At 70.1% G+C, this 21,515-nt stretch carries 6 protein-coding genes and 3 pseudogenes; 5 read left to right on the top strand and 4 right to left on the bottom strand.

All coding sequences use genetic code 11. The annotated features are described in order from the left end of the window. Window positions 1-99: 99 nt before the first annotated feature. A pseudogene (locus AWC19_RS11550) lies at window positions 100-1,613 on the bottom strand (ComEC/Rec2 family competence protein). A gap of 41 nt (window positions 1,614-1,654) precedes the next feature. Beyond that, a complete protein-coding gene (locus tag AWC19_RS11545; protein ID WP_085078239.1) occupies window positions 1,655-2,515 on the bottom strand; it encodes a ComEA family DNA-binding protein in 861 nt (286 codons plus the stop codon). 181 nt (window positions 2,516-2,696) lie between these two features. Between AWC19_RS11545 and AWC19_RS11540 the strand changes: the two genes are divergently transcribed. From AWC19_RS11540 to AWC19_RS11530, 3 genes are read left to right on the top strand one after another with little or no spacing between them, the layout of a single operon-like run. After that, on the top strand, window positions 2,697-3,854 hold the full coding sequence (locus tag AWC19_RS11540) for an acyl-CoA dehydrogenase family protein (RefSeq protein WP_085078238.1): 1,158 nt from the start codon (window positions 2,697-2,699) through the stop codon (window positions 3,852-3,854). A gap of 7 nt (window positions 3,855-3,861) precedes the next feature. Beyond that, window positions 3,862-4,977 (top strand): acyl-CoA dehydrogenase family protein, encoded by a 1,116-nt coding sequence (locus tag AWC19_RS11535; protein WP_085078237.1) that lies wholly within the window; start codon window positions 3,862-3,864, stop codon window positions 4,975-4,977. Between the two features lie 3 nt (window positions 4,978-4,980). Beyond that, the gene (locus AWC19_RS11530) at window positions 4,981-5,415 is read left to right on the top strand and encodes a PPOX class F420-dependent oxidoreductase (RefSeq protein WP_085078236.1); all 435 of its coding nucleotides are present in this window, start codon (window positions 4,981-4,983) and stop codon (window positions 5,413-5,415) included. A gap of 9 nt (window positions 5,416-5,424) precedes the next feature. Here the strand turns inward: AWC19_RS11530 and AWC19_RS31590 are convergent. Both AWC19_RS31590 and AWC19_RS11525 read right to left on the bottom strand, forming a co-directional pair. Beyond that, window positions 5,425-8,655 (bottom strand): annotated as a pseudogene (locus AWC19_RS31590) (SDR family NAD(P)-dependent oxidoreductase); the annotation flags it as partial. A 92-nt stretch (window positions 8,656-8,747) separates the two neighbouring features. Beyond that, a pseudogene (locus tag AWC19_RS11525) lies at window positions 8,748-16,539 on the bottom strand (type I polyketide synthase); the annotation flags it as partial. Between the two features lie 445 nt (window positions 16,540-16,984). On the opposite strand from AWC19_RS11525, the gene AWC19_RS11520 reads away from it, so the two are divergent. Both AWC19_RS11520 and AWC19_RS11515 read left to right on the top strand, forming a co-directional pair. Beyond that, window positions 16,985-18,406 carry a condensation domain-containing protein gene (locus AWC19_RS11520; RefSeq protein WP_085078234.1) on the top strand — a complete coding sequence of 474 codons (1,422 nt, stop codon included), beginning with the start codon at window positions 16,985-16,987 and terminating at the stop codon, window positions 18,404-18,406. Between the two features lie 41 nt (window positions 18,407-18,447). Then, window positions 18,448-21,468, top strand: a complete 3,021-nt coding sequence (locus tag AWC19_RS11515; RefSeq protein WP_085078233.1) for an MMPL/RND family transporter — start codon at window positions 18,448-18,450, stop codon at window positions 21,466-21,468. The last annotated feature ends 47 nt before the right edge of the window (window positions 21,469-21,515 follow it).

Here is a 21,515-nt window from a genome sequence, read left to right as displayed (position 1 = left end):
TCACGCGGCACCGACGGGTCCGATGGTGGCGGCCCGCCGCGCCCGGCTACGCCGCGCTTGCGACCGACGGGGCCGATGGTGGCGGCCCGCCGCGCCCGGCTACGCCGCGCTTGCGACCGCCACGGGACCGGACAGGGTCCAGGCGACCGCGCACATCACCACTACCGCCGCGACCAGTCCGGTCGCCGCCCGGAACCACCGACGCGGCCAGAGCAGCCGGGCCAGCGCGAGCGCCAGCACCGTGGCGGCGGCGACCAGCAGCACGCCGGGCACGCCGGCCGGGACGGACAGCGTCGCCGCGGGCACACCGGCCGCCGACTTGGCGACGTTCAGGACCCACCACAGCTCCGGCCCGGTGAAGCGGATCAACAGCTGCGCCGCGGCGGGCCACGGCACGCACAGCGCGGCCGCCGCGCTGCCCAGCACCGTGATCGGGGCGATCACCGGGGCGGCCGCGAGGTTGGCGCCCGCGGCCACCAGGCTGACGCGGCCCGAGATGCCGGCGACCAGCGGGGCAGTCACCACGTGTGCCGCCCACGCCACCGCGAGCGCGTCGGCCAGCGGCTTGGGCCAACCGCGGCCGAGCAGGCGCCGCGACCAGGCCGGCGCGACGAGGACCAGCGCGGCCGTCGCCAGCACCGACAGCGCGAAGCCGACGTCGACGGCCAGGTGCGGCGCGACCGCCAGCAGGATCAGCACCGTGGCCGACAGGGCCGGAATCGCTTGGCGCCGACGCGAAGACAACATCGCCGCCAACGCGATGACGCCCATGACGGCCGCGCGCAGCACGCTCGCCGTCGGCTGCACGACGACGACGAACGCGGCCAGGGCCACGGCGGCGAGCACGACGGCCGCCCGCGGGCCGATCAACCGGGCCGAGAACAGCACCGCCCCGCACACGATCGTGACGTTGGCGCCCGAGACCGCGGTCAAGTGCGTCATGCCCGCCGCGCGAAAGTCGCGGCCGGTCTGGGCGGTGACCGCCGACGTGTCGCCGAGTACCAGGGCGGGCAGCATCGCGGCTTGGTCGGCGGGCAGAGTTTCGCGGGCGGCCGCGGCGAACCGGCCGCGCACCAGGTGGGCGGCGCGCTGCATCGCGCTCGCGGTGCCCATCGTCGGCCGGCCGGACGCGTTGAGCACGGCGATGGTCAGGTCATGGCGGGTGGGCCGGGCGATGCGCGCGGTGAACCGGACCGGCTGACCCACCATCACCCCGCCGAAGTCCGACGCCCGGGCGAACACCACGACCCGACCCGACATCGCGTCGGCGCGCAGGCGCTGCAGGGTGGCACGAAACTTCAGCCTTCCGCCGCCAGGGACAGCGGGCTCTCGGAGGGGGTGACGGTCACCGGTGCGGCCGTTCCGAACACCGCGGTGATCGGGTGGCGCGCGACCGCGTCGGCGCGCAGCGCGATCGCGAAACCGAAACCGGCGCCCACCACGCCGACCGCCACCAACCCGGCGCCGATCGCGCTTCGGCGCGCCGCGCGGTGCGCCACGACGCCGGCGGCGGCCAGCGCCAGGCAGCAGCACGCCACCGCCCGCCCCACCGGCCAGCAGATCCCGGCGGCACTCACCGCCCACGCGGCGAGGGCCGCGGGCACCAGCCGCAGGTCCACGCGGGCCGATTCGGCGAAGCCGGGCTGCACCGGTGTCAGACACGGACCAGCGGCCGCAGTTTGTCCAGCCGCGCCGGGCCGATGCCGTCCACGTCGGCGAGCTGGTCGACGCTGGTGAACTTGCCGTGGGCCTGCCGCCACGCCACGATCGCGGCGGCGGTGACTGGTCCCACACCGGGCAGGGCGTCCAGCTGCTCGACGGTCGCGGTATTAAGGTCGACCGCCTCGCCGGGCTTGGGTTTCACCGATCCGGAGGTCGGCCCGGCCGGGCCCGGCGGCTTGGAGGCCGGTGCCGAACCGGAGGCCACCGAGCTGCCGAGCGCGGCGGGTTGCCCGGATATCGGCGCCAGCCCGACGACGATCTGCTCGCCGTCGCCGAGCGGGCGGGCCATGTTCAAACCGATGGTGTCCGCCCCGTTCACCGGCCCGCCGGCGGCCTGCAGCGCGTCGGCGACGCGCGCCCCGGGCGGCAGGGTGACCAGCCCCGGGGTGCGCACCAGCCCCACCACGCTGACCACCACCGCTTGGGCGCCGGCCGGCGGCCCGGCGCTCGGGCTCGCCGACGACCGTGGGCCGGCCGTGCCGGCCTTCTCCACGGGTGGCAGCTTGGCCGACATCACCGGGGCGGGCTTGTCGCGCACCAAGGTGAAAACCGTGATTAGCACCGCGAGCGCTGCGACGACCGCGAGCGCGATGGCGCCCGCGCGGCCGGGGTCGGCGCGCACCCTGGCCGCCCAGCCCCGTCCCTGGGAAGCATCCGGAACCCACCGCGGCAACAGCGAGTTCGGGTCCTCGTCCGGGTCGTCCTGCGACTCGGTGGGCTCGGCCACAGGTTCGCCGTCCGGGTCGGCGCCGAGTCGCCGCTGCAGCCGCTCGGCGGGAAGTTCTGTTCGCATGCGCCGACCGTAGGCGCGCGCACCGCCACAACGGGGTCGCTTGCCCGGCGCGCGCCGACCGCCTGTGCATTAACCCACCGCTGTGCATAAGCACAGCGGGCGATGGGCCAAGATGGAGGAAGGGCCAACGATCGGGAAAAGACCCGCCGCCGGCTTCGTCCCCAGACGACAGGAGGCTGCCATGCAATTGGCGCTCACACCCGAGGAAGCCGCGTTCCGCGACGAACTGCGCACCTTTTACACCACCCAGATCCCCGAGGAGCTGCGCGAGGCGGTCCGCCAGGGCGCGCCGGTGACCAAGGAGCTCATCGTCACCAGCCACAAGATCCTCAACGAGCACGGGCTGGCCGTGCCCAACTGGCCGGTCGAATGGGGCGGCAAAGACTGGACACCCACGCAGTTTCAGATCTGGGCCGACGAGATGCAGCTGGCCTGCGTCCCCGAGCCGCTGAACTTCAATGTCAAGATGGTCGGCCCGGTCATCGCCGAATTCGGCTCCCAGGAAATCAAAGAGCGCTTCCTGCCGCCGACGGCCAACATCGACATCTGGTGGTGCCAGGGCTTTTCCGAGCCCGAAGCGGGCTCCGACCTGGCTTCGCTGCGCACCACCGCCGTGCGCGACGGCGACAGCTACGTCGTCAACGGGCAGAAGACGTGGACGACCCTGGGTCAATACGCGGACTGGATCTTCTGTCTGGTGCGCACCGACCCACAGGCGCCCAAGCGCCAGGCCGGCATCTCGTTCCTGCTCATCGACATGTCCACGCCCGGCATCACGTTGCGCCCGATCAAGCTGATCGACGGTGGCCGTGAAGTCAATGAGGTGTTCTTCGAAGACGTTCGGGTGCCCGCCAACCAGCTTGTGGGAGAAGAGAATCAGGGTTGGACATACGCGAAGTTCCTGCTGGGCAACGAGCGCACCGGCATCGCCGGGGTGGGCCGCACCAAGGTGCGCCTGGGCGAGGTGAAAAGGCACGCCAAAGAAACCGGTTTGCTCGACGACCCGCTGTTCGCCGCCCGCCTGGCCGAGGCCGAAAACGAGGTGCTGGCACTGGAACTCACGCAGTCTCGGGTGACGACGGACTCCGCGAACGGCAAGCCCAACCCCGCCTCGTCGGTGCTCAAGATGCGCGGCAGCCAGTTGCAGCAGATCGCCACCGAGCTGCTCGTCGAAGTCGCCGGACCGGACGCGCTGCCGGCCGACGGTGACGACATCGCCTCACCGGCCTGGGCGCAGTCGAGCGCGCCGCGCTACCTCAACTACCGCAAGACGTCGATCTACGGCGGCAGCAACGAAGTGCAGCGCAACATCATCGCGTCCACCATTTTGGGATTGTGAGGCAGCCATGGACTTTCAGCTGAGCGACGAGCAGACCCTGCTCCGCGACACCACCCGCGACCTGCTGTCACGCAGCTACGACCCGGAGAGCCGCAACAAGATCATCGAGAGCGAGCTCGGCTGGAGCCGCGAGGTCTGGAGCCAGCTCGCCGACACCGGGATCCTGAGCCTCGGGTTCGAGCCGGAAGAGTCGGGCCAGATCGAGATCATGGTGGTGCTGACCGAGATCGGGCGGCGGCTGGCGCCCGAGCCGGTGGTGCACGCCGCCCTGGCGCCCGGGGCACTGATCGCCGAGCGCGGCAGCGACGCGCAAAGGCAACTGCTCGACGAGGTCGCCGCCGGTCAAAAGCTGCTGGCGTTCGCCCACCTCGAGAGCGGTCACCGACGCCCCACCGAGACCGTCACCACTCATGCTGCGCGGCAAGGTGATTCGTGGACGCTGAGCGGAACCAAGAACCCGGTCCTGGCCGGCGACTGCGCCGACACGCTGGTGGTCAGCGCCGCACTGCCGGACGGCGGCACCGGGTTGTTCCTGGTCGACGCGGCGGCCGTGACCAGGCACCCGTATCCCACGTTCGACGGGCAGCGCGGCGCCCAGATCGTCCTCGACTCGGCCCCCGCCGAACCCCTCGGCGACGCGTCCGATGTCCAAGACGCGGCGCCGGCCATCCGCGACGCGATCATCCGCATCCAGTCGGCCCTGTGCTGCGAGGCGGTCGGCGCCATGGAGGAGGCGCTGCGGCTGACCACCGAATACCTCAAGACCCGCAAGCAATTCGGCGTCACGCTTAGCAAGTTTCAGGCGCTCACCCAGCGCGCCGCAGACATGTACGTGTCGCTCGAACTGGCCCGCAGCATGAGCTTTTACGCCGCGATGTCGATCGCCGACGGCAACCTCGACCCGGTGATCGCCGCGCGGGCCAAGCTTCAGATCGGCCGCTCCGGGCGGCACATCGCGCAGGAGGCCATCCAGCTGCACGGCGGCATCGGCATGACCGCCGAATACCCGGTCGGCCACTACGCCGCCCGGCTCACCGCGATCGAGCACACGCTGGGCTCCTCGCAGGATCACCTGCAGGTCCTGATCGACCACATCGGCGACTACGACCTGGCCAGGCTGTAGTCCATGGCCGACCTTTCGCAACGCGTCGTCGACTTCCTCTCGGCGGGCACCCGCACGGCAATGCTCGGCTACGTCGCCGCCGACGGCCGGCCGCTGGTCGCGCCGGTGTGGTTCGTCGTCGACATGGAGCAAGACGGGGGGCACCTGGTCTTCACCACCGGCCGCGACACGTCGAAAGGCCGTGCGCTGAAGCGCGATCCGCGGGTGGTGATCTGCGTCGACGATCCGCATCCGCCGTATTCGTTCGTGCAAGTGCAGGGTGTGGCGGCGTGGAGCGAGGATCCCGACGAGGTGCTGGAGTTCGCGACGCGCACCGGTGCCCGATACATGGGCGCCGACCGAGCCGAGGAGTTCGGCCGCCGCAACGCCGTTCCCGGCGAGCTGGTGGTGCGGGTGCGGCCGATCAAGGTCAACGCGGGCTTCGACATCGCCAACTGACGCGCCGCGTCAGCTCGGCCCGGGCTCCCCGACCTCTGCGGAGCTAGGTTCCGGCGCCGCAACCGTTTCCGCGGCCGGCACCGGCTCCGACTGCGACCCGGCGTCCGGCAGTTGGTTCGCCAGATACTCGGCGAGCCCGGCGATCGTCGGGTAGTCGAAGACCGCGGTGGCGTTGATCGTGAACGCGCCCCCGAACTGGCTGTGCAGCCGGTTCCGCAGTTCGACCGCCATCAGCGAATCCGTTCCCAGATCCAGGAACCGGCTGGTCGCGGCCGGCGGTTGCGCGAGCCGCAGGAATCCCTGCACCTCGCGCTGCAAAAATTCGGTGATGAAACCGGCGCGCTGCGCCACCGGTATCTCCTGCAGCTGTCGCAGCATCTCGCTGTCGCCGGCTTGGTCCGACACGGCGCTGGGCAACACCAGGTCGAGAATCGGCGGACGGGAGCTGCCCAGCACCTTCGCGGCACGCTGCCAGTTGGCCTTGATGACGGTTGCCTGCCCGGTTCCGTTGCCGACGACCTCGGCGAGCGCGCTGAGGGCGCCCGACGGCTCCAGCGGAAGAAGGCCCTGCGCACCGATATTGGCGCGCGCGGCCTCCGACGAGGCCATGCCGCCCTTGCCCCAGGGACCGAAGTTGATGCCGGTCGCCGGCAGGCCGTGCGCCTTGCGTCGCGCCACCAGCCCGTCCAGCAGCGCGTTGGCCGTCGAGTAGTTGGCCTGGCCGGGGGAACCCAGCAGGCTGGACACCGAGGAGGACACGATGAAGAAGTCCAGATCGTCGTCTTTGGTCAGCCGGTCCAGGTGCAAGGCGCCGAAAGCTTTGGGCGCCAACGTCGCCCGGAAACGCTCCGGGCTCTGCTGGGAGAGCAGGGCGTCGTCGAGCACGCCCGCCAGGTGGGCCACCCCGGCCAGCGGGGGCAGCTCCGCGCGGATGCGCTCCAGCAGCTCTTCGACTTGCGCCTCGTTTCCGACGTCGGCGGCAAAGGTGTGGATGCGGCACCGGTGCCGCTCGGTGATGTCGTCGATCGCCCGCTGTGCGTCCGCGTCGGGCGCGCGCCGGCTGGTCAGCACGATGTCACCGGCACCGAGCTGCGCCAGGTAGGCCGCCGTGTGCAGGCCGATCGCGCCGAGTCCACCGGTGATCAGATAGCTCCGATCCCCGCGCGGCTGCAACGGTTTCGGCATCTGCAGCACGATCTTGCCGATGTGCCGCGCTTGCTGCATCCGGCGGAACGCCGTCTTCGCCTCGGTCAGCGGGTAGATCTCGGCGGGCAGCGGCGTCCACTCGCCCCGGGCCAGGCCGTCGGAGACCTCACCCAGCAGGCTGCGGATGCGTTCGGGCTCTTGGAAGGTCACCGTGTCCAGCGCGACGATCTCGTAGGCGATATCGGGCCGGGCCGCCGCCATCTGTTCGGGTGTCCAGATGTCTCGCTTGGCGATATCGGCGAACCGCCCGTTCTGGGCGGTGGCCCGCACGGTCGCCTCGACGAACCCTTCGTTGGTGAGGCTGTTGAGGACCACGTCGACGCCGGCGCCGTCGGTGTCGACGAGGATCTGGTCGGCGAAATCCGTGGTGCGCGAGTCGTATACGTGTTGCACGCCGAGCTTGCGCAACGTCGCGCGCTTGTAGGTGCTGGCGGTGGCGAAAACGATCGCACCATGCTGCTGCGCCATCTGGATGGCGGCCAATCCGACGCCGCCGCTGGCGGCGTGGATCAGGACCCGGTCGCCGGGCTTCAGCTGCGCCCAGTCGAACGCGAGCCGGGCCGTCAGCGCCGCCGCGGGAATGGTCGCCGCGTCGACCGCGCTCACCCCGTCGGGAATCGGCGCCAGCAGCTGAGCGGGCACGTTGAACCGGCTGGCGAACGCGCCCTGCATGAACCCGAAGACCCGCTGGCCGACCTCGAGTCCGGTGACGCCGCCGCCCAATTGGGTCACGACGCCGGCGAAGTCGCCGCCGATGGGGCCCGGATCGCCCGGGTAGAGGCCCAGCACGTTGAGCACGTCCCGGAAGTTCAATCCGGCGGCCTCCACCCGAACCTGCACGTAGCCGTCGTCCGGCGCGGGCACGTCCGCCTCGCTCAGCCGCAGGTTGTCGATCGCACCGCGCTCGGTGGGAGCCAGCGCGTAATCGGCCGCCCGCGGTACCGCGAGATGACCGCTGCGCGACCATTGCAGCAACCGGGGTGCCAGGAACTTGCCTTGCCGCAGGGCCAATTCCGGTTCCTCGATCGGCGCGGCGAGCAGACCGGCCAGCGCTGACGCGGCCTGCTCGGACCCGTCGTGATCGACCAGCCTGCAGCGCAGCGCCGGTTCCTCGTTGACGATGGTGCGCCCGAGCCCCCACAGCGCCGCCTGCACCGGATCGACCGGCTCACCGGATTCGGTGGCCACCGCCCGTTCGGTGACGATCCACAGCCCGCCCGGAAGCTTGAGCGCCTCGTCGCGCTGCAGCGTGTGCACGGCGCTGAGCAGCTCGGCGATCTCACTCTCCAGCCGCGCCGCGGAGTCGGGCGCCGACTCCTGCGAGCCCGGTCCGGTGCCGCGCCAGACGATGCCGGAGAAGGGCATACCGCGGTCTTTCGCCTGCACCAACAACTGCCCCAGGGGCTCCGAATCCGCGCCCCTGTCAAAGGAAATGCAGCCCGGCAGCCGCGCCGCCAGCTCGCCGAATCCGGCGACCAGCCAGGTGCCCATCCCGTTATGGGCGTCGTCGCTCGGTGCCGGTAGCGGCACCTCGTGCCAGCCGAGGGCGTACAGCAGCCGGGTGGCGTCGCCGCCGAGCCCGCGCAACAACGCCTCTCGGGGCGCGCGCTTGACCGTGAACTCACGAATCCCGCCGAGGCTGCGGCCATCCCGGTCCACGAAGTCGAGATCGAAGACCTGCGTTTCGCTGTCGAGGGCACTGGCGTGCCACCTTGCGCGGCAGTAGAACCGCCGGGGCATCTTCTCCCGCAGTTCCACCCGCCCGTACCGCAACGGCAAGAACAGGTCGCTGACCCCCTGCTCGGCTGCCAGCAGCGCCGGGAACGCCGGGAAGGCGACCCCGGTGCACAGGTCGAGCAGCACCGGGTGCATCGGCTCGGCCCCGAGGTGCTCGGCGAGTTCCTCGCCGACGGTGATGTCGCCGATCGCCTCGCCCTCACCGAGCCACAGCGACTTCAAGGAGCCGGACCAGTTGGGCCCCCAGGCCAACTCCAGGTCGGCGAAGGTCTCGAACAGCTCCTGCGGGCGCATGCGGTTCATCCGCTCGATCGCCGCCTCGAGCGACTCCGCGGGGTCCACCGCATCGGCGGCCGGCTCGTCCTCGATACCGCCGGCGCCGGCGACGAGGGTGCCGTCGGCGTTCAACGACCAGTCGGCATCGCTGACGCCGTAGGGACGGCTGTGCACCCGGAAGCTCCACCCGTCACCGTCGTCGAGCGGGTGCAACGTCAGCTGCACCTCGCGAGAGGCCTTCTCGCCCAGGATAATCGGCTCATAAAAGAACACCTCTTGCACCCGCGCCGGCGGCCCGGCGGCGGCCAGCGCCATCGCCGCGTACGTCGCCCCCGGGACCACGACGGTGCCATAGATGACATGGTCGGAAAGCCACGGCTGCGACTTGACCGACAGCCGGCTGGTGTAGACGGTGTCACCGGACGCGAGATCTTTTCCGCTGCCGAGGATTCCGGACACCGCGGCCCCCTGGCCGTCGAGGCCGGTGGCGCCGGACACCTTGGGCCAGAAGCGGCGGTGCTGGAACGGGTAGGTGGGAAGTTCCAGCCTGCGGCGTGGTTGACGCTGCAGCGCAGCGAATTTCGGTCGATGACCGCTGACGTAGGCGGCGGCGAGCGCGTCGGCGATCTGGCGGCGGTCGGCGACGCCCTTGCGCAGGGAAACGATCGCCCGCGGGGCGGCCAGATGGTCCGGCCAGACCTGCACGGCGGCCCCGGTCAGGACCGGTTGCGGCCCGATCTCCATCAACACCGTGCAACCGAGCGCCGCCACGGTGCGCACGCTTTCGGCGAACTGCACCGGCTGGCGGGAATGTCGCCGCCAATACTGGGCGTCCAGCGGGGTTTCCGCGGTGAGCACGGCGCCGGTGCGGTTGCAGACCAGCGGCAACGTCGGCATGGCGAATGACAAACCCGCGGCGTAGGACTCGAACTCCCCGAGCACCGGCTCCAACAGCTCGGAGTGGAAGGCGTGGCTGGTTTCCAGCCAGCTGCAGCGGGTTGCGTCGTTGCCGCACCGGGCGACGATCTCTTCGAGGTCGGCGGCGGGACCCGACAGCACCGTGTTGGGGCCGTTGTAGGCGGCGACGGAGACCCGGGGGAACTCGTTGGCGATCTCCTCGACGTACTTGGCGTCGGCGAACACCGCCACCATTCGCCCGCCGTCGGGCAGGCTGCCGAACAGGCGGCCGCGTTCGGCGATCAGGCGGGCCCCGTCCTCGAGGCCGAAAACCCCGGCCACGCACGCCGCCGCGTACTGGCCCACGCTGTGCCCCAGCACCACGTCGGGCTCCACACCCCACGACTGCCACAGCCGGGCCAGGCCCATCTCGACGGCGAAAAGCGCGGGCTGCGCAAAAGACGTGTGCCGCAAGGTTTCTCCGGCCTGACCGCCCGTCTCGCGGTCGGTGGCGAACAGCACCTCCAGCAGCGGGCGCGCCACGATGCCCTCGACCGCTTCCGCGCAGCGCCGCACCGTGTCCGCGAAGACCGGTTCGGCGTCGAACAACTCGCGCGCCATCCCGGGGTACTGGCTGCCTTGCCCGGTGAACAGCCACGCCGTCGTCGGCGGGTCCGTGCATTCACCCCGCACCACTGTCGGTCGCGCCCGGTTTTCGGCCAACTCGGACAGCAGTTCGCGGGCCCCCTGAACCGAATCCACGACCAGCGCGGCCCGGTGCTCGAAGTGCGAACGCCCAGTCCCGGCCGTGAAGCAGACGTCGGCGATGTCGACCTTGGGGTGCGCGTCCAGCCACGCCCCGTATCGCTGCGCCAACGCCGTAAGGGCCTCCGGGGAGCGCGCGGACAGCGGCAGCACCTCGACCGGCTCGTCCTGGGTCTCCCGCTCCGATGCCACTGCGTCGGGGAAGGTGCCGCCCGTCGAGTATTCGTCGGCCGAGTGTGGCGGCGCCTCCTCGATCAGCACGTGCGCGTTCGTCCCGGTGAACCCGAATGCACTGACGCCGGCGCGTCGCGGCCTGCCGTTGGCCTGCCACGGAATCGCCTTGTCCACCACCCGAACCGGCAGCGCGTCCCACGGAATGTGCGGCGATGGCGTCTCGAAGTGCAGGCTCTGCGGCAGCACTTCGTGCTGCAGCGACAACACCACCTTGATCAGGCCGGCCACCCCCGACGCCGACTCGAGGTGGCCGATGTTGGTCTTCACCGATCCCATCAGCAACGGCCGGTCGGCCTCCCGGGCGGCGCCGTAGACGGCGCCGGCCGCCTGCACCTCGATCGGATCGCCCAGCGCGGTCCCCGTCCCGTGCGCCTCGAGGTAGTCGACGTCGCCGCCGGACAGACCGGCACGCGCCAGCGCCGCGGCGATAAGTCGTTGCTGCGCACCACCATTGGGAACCGTCAAACCGCTGGACGCGCCGTCCTGGTTGACCGCGCTGCCCGGGATGACCGCGCACACCCGATCGCCATCGCGCACCGCGTCGCTCAGCCTCTTGAGCACCAGGATCCCGCAGCCCTCACCGCGCACGTAGCCGTCGGCGGAGGCGTCGAACGTCTTGCACCGGCCCACGGGCGAAAGCATCCGGGCGCGTGAGGCGGCGATGATGGACACAGGGCTCAGCAAGACGTTCACACCACCGGCCAACGCCAAATCGCAGTCGCCGGAATGCAACGCCTGGCAGGCCTGATGGACGGCCACCAGCGACGAGCTGCACGCGGTGTCGACCGCGACCGCCGGCCCCTCCAGCCCGAGCGCGAAGGCCACCCGGCCCGAGATGGCGTTGAGCGCATTGCCGGTGATGAAGTGGGGCTCGAGCTTCTCCACCGAGTCGGCGGACAGCAGGTGCGAATACTCGTTGGCACCCACCCCCACGAAGATGCCGCTTCGGCTGCCGCGCAGCGAGCCCGGGGAATAGCCGGCACGTTCGAGGCCCTCCCACGCGGTTTCCAGCATCAGCCGCTGCTGAGGGTCGATCCACACCGCCTCGCGCGGGGAAATGCCGAAGAACTCCGGATCGAATCCGTCGATGCCGTCGAGGAATCCGCCGAAACGGCTGTAGATCTTGCCGGGAGTGTCCGGGTCCGGGTCGTAAAACTCGTCGATGTCGAACCGGTCCTCCGGAACCTCTCGGATCGCGTCGACCCCGCCGGAAAGCACCTCCCAGAAGGCCTCCGGGTCGGGCGCGCCGGGAAAGCGGCACGCCACCGCGATGATCGCGATCGGTTCGTCGGTGCGCGCGGTCGCCGCGGCGGCCGCCCGGGCCCCCGCGGCAAGGGAGGGCTGCTCGTTAAGCCCGAGCACGTCGCCGAGCAAGTAGTCCGCCACGTCGGACAGGCGCGGGTAGTCCATCGCCAGGGTCGCCGGCACCTCCTTGCCGACCCCTTGCTCGATGCGCCGCCGCAGTTCGATGGCCATCAGCGAGTCCATGCCGAGGTCGAAAAACCCTGCGTCCTCGCGGATCTCAGCGGCGTCGACCCGCGTCACCTCGGCCACCGCCTCGCGCAGGTAATCGACGACGAGTTTCTTCCGTCGTTGCACCGGAGCGTTGGTCAGCTGTTCGACCAGTCGCGTCTTGCCGGCCGGCCCCGACGCCCCGGGCGGCGCCGAATCGGGCACCTCACGCTGCAGCTCGGCCAAAAACGCCCGCTTGCCTGCTTGCTGGTAGAGCGGCAAAAAGCGGGCCCAGTCGATCCGGGCCACGACCCCTTGCGCCGCGCCCCGCTCAGACGAGCCCGCCATGACGTCGGCCAGGCCCGCCAACGCGTCGGCGGGCGACAACGTCCGCACGCCGCGCTGCGCCAGTCGCGCGCGGGACTCCTCGTCGGCCATGCCCGCCGACCAGGGACCGAAGTTGACGCTGATCCCCGCGACGCCCCGCTCGCGCAGCCGCCAGGCCAGCCCGTCGAGGAAGGCGTTGGCCGCGCCGTAGGCGGTCTGACCGAACCCGCCCCACACCGAAGCGATCGAAGAGGTGCTGAGGAAGAAGTCGAGCCGCAGGTCCGCCGCGGCTTCGCTCAAATGCCAAGCGCCCCAAACCTTTCCGGCGAACACCCGATCCAATTCGGCGTCATCCAGGGTACGCAGCGGGGTGGTGCCGATCTCGCCGGCGGCGTGGACGATGCCGGCCAACGGCGGCAGTTCGGCCCGCACGGTGGCCAGCAGACGCTCGACGTCGTGCGCGTCGGCGACGTCCGCCGTCTCGACCCGGGCTTCGCAGCCGTGCCGCTCGCGCAGCGCATCGATGCGCGCTTGGGCGGCACCGCCGGGGGCGCGCCGCCCGGTCAGCACCAGGTGTCGGGCGCCGTGCGCCGCCAGGTATCCGGCGATCTCCAGCCCGACCGCACCCAGCCCCCCGGTCACCAGATACGTGGCGTCGTCACGCAACGCCAGCGGTGCCGCGGTCGACGGCTCAGCCCGCCGGACCAGGCGCGGAACGTAGACCGCTTGGTCGCGCACGGCGACCTGGTCTTCTTTCGGGGCCGCGTCGCGCGGCGCCGCGGCCAACCGGTCGATCAGCCGCGACCACTCGTCGACGGTGCCCTCGGCCAAGTCCGCCAGGCCGCCCCACACCTGCGGATGCTCCAGCGAGGCGGCACGACCGAATCCCCACAGGCAGCTTTGGTCCGGCGACACCACGTCCGCGTCCGTGACCCGTTGCGCGCCACGGGTTATCACCCAGATCGGTGCGCGCAGTTCGGCGGCGACGGCCGCGCGGAAGAGCCGCCGGGTGCCGCCCAGGATGTGGTGCTGCATCCGCAGCAGGGACCGCATCGACGCCTCGGGGCCGGCGCCGAGGGCGCCGACATGCAGGACGCGCAGCGTCGGGTCCTCTGCCACCGCCGCCCGCAAGACCGCCTCGAGCCGTTCCTCGTCCGCGTCGGACGCCGGCAACCCGAGGACCCGATGCCGGTGGCCGCGCGCGGTCAGCGCGTCGGCCAGGGGCCCCACCGCGTCGGCGTCGTCGCCGACGATGAGCCAGCCGGATCCCTCGCCGGCCTCCGGATCGGACGCGCCACCGGCGGCTTCGTCCCAACGAATCTCGTAGCGCGCATCCGCGATGGACTGGGTCTTGCGCTGCTGATTGTGCTGTGCGGCAAGCCTTGTCAGCACGGCGAGGGTCTGCTGGTCGCCCCTCCCGCCGTCGAGCAGGGCCGCGAGCTCCTCGATCCGGCCGTCCTCGAGCAGGCGGACGGCCTCGGTGCGCGCGGACTCGTCCTGTTGCGGGTTGGGCCGGTCGCGGTTGTCGTGGAACCAGTACTGGCGATGCTGGAACGGGTAGGTGGGCAGGTCCAGCTTTTGGGCCGGCCCCAGCGCCGCGCCGAAGTCGGGCAGGTGGCCCAGGACGTACGCCTCGGCGAGGGCTTCGCTGATCTGGCGGTGGTCGGCGGTGTTGCGACGCAGCGAGGCGATCGCGCGCGGCGCGGTGGCCGCGTCGGGCCAGGCCCGCAGGGCCGCGGCGGTGAGCACCGGCTGCGGCCCGATCTCGAGCAACACCTTGCACCCCAGGTCGGCCAGGGTGCGCACGCTCTTGGCGAATTCCACCGGCTGGCGCGCGTGGCGGCGCCAATAGGCGCCATCGAGCTTCACGCTCCGGCCGAGCGCGGCGCCGGTGCGGTTGCAGACCAACATCCGTTCCGGCGGCCTGAAAGTGAACCGGTTCGCGTAGGCCTCGAACTCGTCGAGGATCGGGTCGAGCAACGCCGAGTGGAACGCGTGACTGGTGTCCAGCCAGTCGCACCGCACGCCGTCGCCGGTCAACCTCCCGACCGCCTGGCCCAAATCGTGCGCCGGTCCCGACAGCACGGCGTTGGCGCCGTTGTAGGCGGCCACCGACAGGCCGGGGAACTCGTCGGTGAGGCCCTCGACGCGCTCGGCGGGGGCGAACACCGCGGCCATCCGACCGCCCGCGGGCAAACTGCCGAAGAGGCGGCCGCGCTCGGCCATCAGCAGCGCGCCGTCGTCCAAGCTCAGCACGCCCGCGACGCAGGCCGCCGCGTACTGGCCGACGCTGTGGCCCAGCACCACGTCGGGCTCGAAGCCCCACGACTGCCACAGGCGGGCCAGGCCCATCTCGACCGCGAACAAGGCGGGCTGGGCGTAGCTGGTCTGCCGCAACGTCTCTTCGTTGTCCGGATCATCCGTGTCGAAAATCACGTCCAGCAACGGCTTTTCAAGGACGTCGGCGACGACGGCCGCGCAGCGGTGCAGCGTCTCGGCAAACACCGGCTCGGTGTCGAACAGCTCCCGCGCCATGCCGGCGTACTGACTGCCCTGCCCGGTGAACAGCCACGCCGTCTTCGGCCGGTCGTCGGTCACGCCGCGCACCAGCCCGGGCGCCGGGCGATCGTCGGCGAGGGCACCGAGCAACTCGCCGGCGGCTTCCCTCGAATCGACCACCAACGCGGCCCGGTGCTCGAAGTGCGCTCGGCCCACCCCGGCGGTAAAGCACACGTCGGCCAGGCTGGCGTCCGGGTGCGCGCGCAGCCAGCCGCGGTATTGATCGGCGATCTGCACCAGCGCGTCCGGCGTGCGGGCCGATAGCGGCAGGACCCTGAACCGGCGGCCCGCGGGCCGCTCGGCGGGGCCGGGCGCGACGCCGACCGGGCCGGGGCCGGGTGTTACCGGGGCCTCTTCGAGGATGACGTGGGCATTGGTTCCGGCGAACCCGAACGAGCTGACTCCCGCGACGCGGGGCCGGCCGTTGCGTTCCCAGGGGGTGGGCTCGGTGACCACCTGCACCGCAAGCCGCTCCCAGGGAATGTGCGGCGACGGCGTGCGAAAGTGCAGGTGCTGGGGCAGCATCTCGTGCTCGAGCGCCAGGATCACCTTGATCACACCCGCGATCCCCGCGGCCGCCTCCAGATGCCCGATGTTCGTCTTGACCGAGCCGATCAGCAGCGGGCGGTCCGCGTCACGCCCGGCGCCGAGCACCGCGCCCGCGGCTTGGACTTCGATCGGGTCGCCCAGCGACGTCCCGGTCCCATGCGCCTCCAGGTATCCGACATCGCCGGCCGCGACGCCCGCGCGCGCCAGCGCCTCGGCGATAACCCGTTGCTGGGCAACGCCATTGGGCACCGTCAACCCGCCCGACGCGCCGTCCTGGTTGATCGCGCTGCCCCGGATCACGGCGCGGATCCGGTCGCCGTCGCGGATCGCGTCCTCGAGCCGCTTGACCACGATGATGCCGCAACCCTCGCCGCGCACGTAGCCGTCCGCGGCCGCATCGAAGGTCTTGCACCGGCCGTCGGGGGCGAGCATGTGCGCCTGCGAGAAGGTGATCATGGTCGCCGGGGTGAGCATGACGTTCGCGCCGCCGGCCAGCGCGAGGTCACACTCGCCCAACCGCAGCGCCTGGCAGGCGTGGTGGATCGCCACCAGCGACGAGCTGCACGCGGTGTCCACGGCGACCGCCGGCCCCTGCAGCCCAAGTCGGTAGCTGATGCGTCCGGCCGCCGCGGCGTTCGACGTCCCGATCGCCGTGTAGGCCTCGATCTCGGGGTAGGTCAGCTCGTCGGACACCATTCCCAGGTAGTCATGGGTGGCCAAACCGATGAACACGCCGGTGTTGGTGTTGGCCAAAGACGTTGGCGCAGTGCCCGAGTGCTCGACCGCCCGCCACGCCGTCTCCAACAGGAGCCGATGCTGCGGGTCCATCAACCTGACCTCGCGCGCCGACATGCCGAAAAACGGCGCGTCAAAGCCGGTCACGTCATCGACGAAGCCCGCGCGACGGGTGACCACCTTGCCGGGCGCGTCGGGATCTGGGTCGAAGAATTCGTCGGCGTCCCACCGATCCCGGGGCACCTCCGAGATCGCATCCCGGCCTTCGGCGAGCACCTGCCAGAACTCGTCGGCGTCGGCGGCGCCCGGGAACCGCGCCGCGTAGCCGACAATCGCGAAGCCCGCGGAACCCAACGCCGAGTTCATTGGGTTTTCGACGGATGCCATGCGATCGTCCTCCTGCTTCGGTGCGCAAAGATTCGATGTGCCCGCGCGGGCCCAATTGTTCGGCGCCCGGACCGTGGTCGCTACCACCACGCCTCAGGTCACTCATTGCACGCACCCAGGACCAGACCTGGCGGGACTCCCCCGGCGTACCGCATCCAGCGACCGTTGTTAGGGAATCTACACATGTCCGTTGGGTTCGCGCAGCCGAACCGCCACGGTCTCAAGTATTGCAAGCGTGCGCGCGTGGCCGCGCGCGCCGCACAAGTATCGTCGGGCGGGGCGGGCGCGGGCGCTCGCGCCGGGTCTTCGGTCACCGCCGACCCGGGGCGGCCGGCGAGCTGCGCGGGCGATCCGCGCATGTCGGCGCCGCCGACCGCCGAGAGCGCTATCTTTGTGTCGCTGCGGGCGGGGGCCAATTGCAGCCGACCAGACCGAGGAGAAAGTTTTGCGCATCGGGAAGATTACGATCGGCTCGCTCGGTGACTGGACGCCGACGCCGGGCGCAGTCATCTCCTGGCATCCGACCGCCGCGGCGGCCGAGAAGGCCCGCCAGGCGCCGGCCAGCACGGTGCCGGTCAGCTACATGCAGGGCCAGCACCTCCGTAATTTCCACGAGCGGACCGATGCCGGGCTGGGCTTTTCCCGCCAGATCATCGCGACCTGCGAGCTGCCCGGCCAGTGCGACGTCGCTGCGATGGATTACGCCGTCAACGCGTACCTGCGCCGGCATGACACGTTCCGGAGCTGGTTCGAGCACATCGGCAATGGAGATTTCGTCAGGCACACCATCGGCGACCCTTCGGTGATCGAATTCGCGCCGGTCGATCACGGCACCATGACCGTCGACGAAATCCGCGCGCACGTCGTGGGCATACCGAATCCGCTGGAATGGGGCTGCTTCACCTTCGGCGTCGTCCAAGGCGAAAACAATTTCACCTTCTTCGCCGCGATGGATCATGTGCACGGGGACGCGACGCTGATCGGCACCACGATGCTCGAGGCCAACGGGATGTACGCGGCATTGAGCGGAGGCGGTGAGCCCCTTGCGCTTCCCGACGCCGGCAGCTTCGACGATTTCTGCGCCCGCGAGCGCCAGTTCACGTCGACGTTGACCGTGGATTCGCCCCAGGTGCGCGCGTGGATTGACTTCGCCGAAAACAACAATGGCGGATTTCCCGAATTCCCGTTGCCGCTCGGCAACCCGTTGGAGCCCTGTGGCAGCGACATGATCTCCGAGCTCCTGATGGACGCGGAACAGACGGAGCGGTTCGAATCGGCCTGTTCGGCGGTGGGCGCGCGCTTCATCGGCGGCTTGTTCGCCTGCATCGCCCTGGTGGAGCACGAATTCACCGGGGCGCTCACCTATTACGGCCTCACTCCGAGGGACACGCGCAGGACCACCGACAACTTCATGACGCAGGGTTGGTTCACCGGCTTGGTCCCGATCACCGTGCCGATAGCCGCGGCTTCTTTCGGCGAGGCGGCGTGGGCGGCGCAGGCGTCGTTCGATTCGGGCCTGCACTTGGCGAAGGTGCCGTATTACCGCGTGTTGGAATTGGCGCCGTGGCTGAGTTGGCCACAGCCGGATTTCCCGGTGACGAATTTCTTGCATGGCGGCGCCGCTCCGCTCAACGCGGTTCTCGCGGCGGCCGACATGGGATATGCGAACAACATCGGCATCTACTCCGACGGCCGGTATTCGTACCAGCTGACGATCTACGTTTTCCGCTACGGCGAGGGCACGGCGATGGCCATCATGTTCCCCGACAATCCGGTCGCCCAAAAATCGGTCACGCGCTACATGGAGGCCATGAAGTCGGTGTGCGTGCGGGTCGCCGGCAGCGGGCATTGGGGACGCGTTGCGTAGCGGAGTGACCCGATGGCCCCCGGCGCAGGGATGAGGGCGATATGCGAAGGCTAGCCGATTTTGTGGTCCGGTGGCCGTGGGTGGTGGTCGGCGTCTGGGTCGCGGTCGCGGTCGCCCTGCCGCTGACGTTGCCCTCCCTGAACGAGATGGCCCAGAAGCACCCGCTTTCCATCCTGCCCGGCGACGCACCGTCGAGCGTCACCGCCCGCAAGATGACCGAGGCGTTTCACGAATCGGGCTCCGAAGACCTGCTGTTGGTGGTGCTCACCGACGATAAGGGGCTCGGCCCGGCCGACGAAGCCGCTTACCGCAAACTGGTGGACGCGGTGCGCGCGGACACCCGAGACGTCGTGATGGTGCAGGATTTCATCACCACGCCGCCCCTGCGTGACGTGGTGACCAGCAAGGACCACAAGGCATGGGTGCTGCCGGTGGGGGTCGCGGGCGAGTTGGGGACGCCGCGGGCCTACGCCTCCTTCAACCAAATCGGCGACCTCGTCAAACACACCCTGGCGCAGCCACCCCCGGGTTCGCACCTGACGGCAAACATCACCGGCCCCGCGGCGACCGTCGCCGACCTCACCGTCGCCGGCGACCAGGATCGGCTTCCGATCGAGCTGGCCATCGCCGTGCTGGTGCTGGTCGTCCTGCTGATCGTGTACCGCAGCGCGATCACCATGCTGCTGCCGTTGATAACCATCGGGTTGTCGCTGCTGATCGCGCAGTCGGTGGTGGCGGGGTACTCGCAGCTGACCGGCTCGGGCGTCTCGAACCAGTCCATCGTGTTTTTGAGCGCGATCATGGCCGGCGCCGGAACGGATTACGCGGTCTTTCTGATCAGCCGCTATCACGACTATCGCCGCTCGGGCGAGGACTTCGACCAGTCGGTCAAGCGGGCGATGATCTCGATCGGAAAGGTGATCACCGCGTCCGCCAGCACCGTCGGGATCACGTTTCTGCTCATCAGCTTCGCGCGGATGGGGGTGTTCAAAACGGTCGGGGTGTCATCGGCGATCGGCATCGGCGTCGCCTTCCTCGCCGCGCTGACGCTGCTGCCCGCGATCTTGGTGTTGGCCGGGCCGCGCGGCTTCATCAAGCCGCGCCGCGAACTGACCGCCCGGTTTTGGCGGCGGTCCGGCATCCGCATCGTGCGGCGGCCCAAGGCCCACCTGGTCGCCAGTGTGCTGGTGTTGATCATTTTGGCGAGCTGCGCCGCCTTGGTGCGCTACAACTACGACGACCGCAAGGCGCTGAAGTCCTCCGCCCCGAGCTCCGTCGGCTATGCCGCGCTGGACCGCCACTTCGACGTGAACCAGTCCATCCCGGAGTACATCCTGGTCCAGTCGCCGCGTGACCTGCGCACCCCGCAGGCCCTCGCCGATCTCGAACAGATGGCGGACCGGGTCAGCCAACTGCCGAACGTCGCCGCGGTCAGCGGCATCACCCGTCCGACGGGAAAGGTGCCCGACCAATTCCGCGCGACCTACCAGGCGGGCGCCGTGGGCACCCTGCTGGCCGGCGGCTCCAACCTGATCAAGGACCACGCGGGTGACCTCAACCGGCTGGTCAAAGGGACGGACACGCTGGCCGACAACCTCGGCGACGTCCGCAACCAGGTCAGCCAGCTCGCCGCCGGCGTTCAGGAATTGGAGAACGCGTTCTCGTCGGCGAAGAACCAGTACAGCGGCGACACGCTGGTCAAGGAGGTCGACCTCGCGGCCCAACTGGTCGACCACGTCAACTCGCTCAGCAACGCCATGGGCTGGAACTTCTCGGCCGGCAAGAACCTGTTCGCGTGGATAGGGCCGGTGCTGACAGCGCTGCGGGGCAACCCGGTCTGCGACGCCGATCCGTCGTGCAGCGCCACCCGTGGGACGTTCGAGCAGCTGACGGGCGGGCGCGATCAGGCCGACCTCGACGCGATCAACGACCTGTCGCATCAATTGCAGGAGTACCCGGACAAGCGTGCCCTCAAGGCGTCGACGGAGCGGCTGCGTGCGGCGCTGACGAAGCTCACCAACGTGCTGCGCTCCCTGGGAATGGACCAACCCGGCGGGCTGCAGGCGAACCTGAACAACCTGCAAAACGGCGCCGACCGCTTCGCCGGTGGCAGCCGGCAGGTGGCCGACGCCGTGGCCCAGCTCGTCGACCAGGTCAAGCAGCTCGGTGCCGGGCTCAGCGAGTCGGCGGCGTTTCTGCTGTCGCTCAAACACGACGCGGCGCAACCGGCCATGGCCGGGTTCAACATCCCGCCACAGCTGTTGCATCTGGCGGAGTTCCAGCAGGCCGCCAAGGTGTTCATCTCGCCGGACGGCCACTCGGTGCGCTACTTCGTGCAAACCAAGCTCAACCCGTTCAGCACCGAAGCGATGGATCAGGTGAACGCGATCACCGCGACCGCCAAGGGGGCCCAGCCGAACACCGCCCTGAGGGACGCCACGGTGTCGATGGCGGGGTTCACCGTCGGGCTCAAAGACACCCGCGACTATTACCAGCACGACATCCGGTTCATCATCGCGGTGACCCTCCTCGTCGTGCTGCTGACCTTGATCGCGCTGCTGCGGGCGATCGTGGCGCCGCTGTATCTGGTTGCCTCCGTGGTCATTTCGTACCTGTCGGCGGTGGGTATCGGCGTTCTGTTCTTTCAATTCCTGCTCGGCCAGCACCTGCACTGGAGCGTGCCGCCGCTGGCGTTCGTGGTGCTGGTCGCGGTCGGCGCCGACTACAACATGCTGCTCGTCTCGCGGATGCGTGACGAGTCTTTGAGCAGCGTGCGCTACGGCATCGTTCGCACGCTGAGTTCGACCGGCGGTGTGATCACCGCCGCGGGCCTGATCTTTGCCGCCTCCATGGCCGGTCTGCTGTTCTCCAGCATCGGCACCGTGGTCCAGGGCGGTTTCGTGATCGGCGTAGGGATTTTGCTGGACACTTTCGTGGTGCGCACGATCACCGTTCCCGCGATCGCCGCGCTGGTCGGGCGGGCGAACTGGTGGCCGTCGCGGACGGGCGGCCGGCGCACCGTCACAGCGGCGGCGGGACGCGTTGAACCCCAACCGGGTTAGCGGGCAGACATGACGTGTGTGAGACTACGAGACGAAGCCGAGCGGTC

Origin of the sequence: Mycobacterium palustre, from assembly GCF_002101785.1 — a bacterium.
In the GTDB taxonomy this organism is placed as follows: Bacteria; Actinomycetota; Actinomycetes; order Mycobacteriales; family Mycobacteriaceae; genus Mycobacterium; species Mycobacterium palustre.
This window is presented reverse-complemented; position numbering and strand designations above follow the sequence as displayed.

Coding starts and splice junctions, on each gene's coding strand:
- AWC19_RS11515 (WP_085078233.1), top strand. CDS start 18,448: ATGCGAAGGCTAGCCGATTTTGTGGTCCGGTGGCCGTGGGTGGTGGTC.
- AWC19_RS11530 (WP_085078236.1), top strand. CDS start 4,981: ATGGCCGACCTTTCGCAACGCGTCGTCGACTTCCTCTCGGCGGGCACC.
- AWC19_RS11545 (WP_085078239.1), bottom strand. CDS start 2,515: ATGCGAACAGAACTTCCCGCCGAGCGGCTGCAGCGGCGACTCGGCGCC.
- AWC19_RS11535 (WP_085078237.1), top strand. CDS start 3,862: ATGGACTTTCAGCTGAGCGACGAGCAGACCCTGCTCCGCGACACCACC.
- AWC19_RS11540 (WP_085078238.1), top strand. CDS start 2,697: ATGCAATTGGCGCTCACACCCGAGGAAGCCGCGTTCCGCGACGAACTG.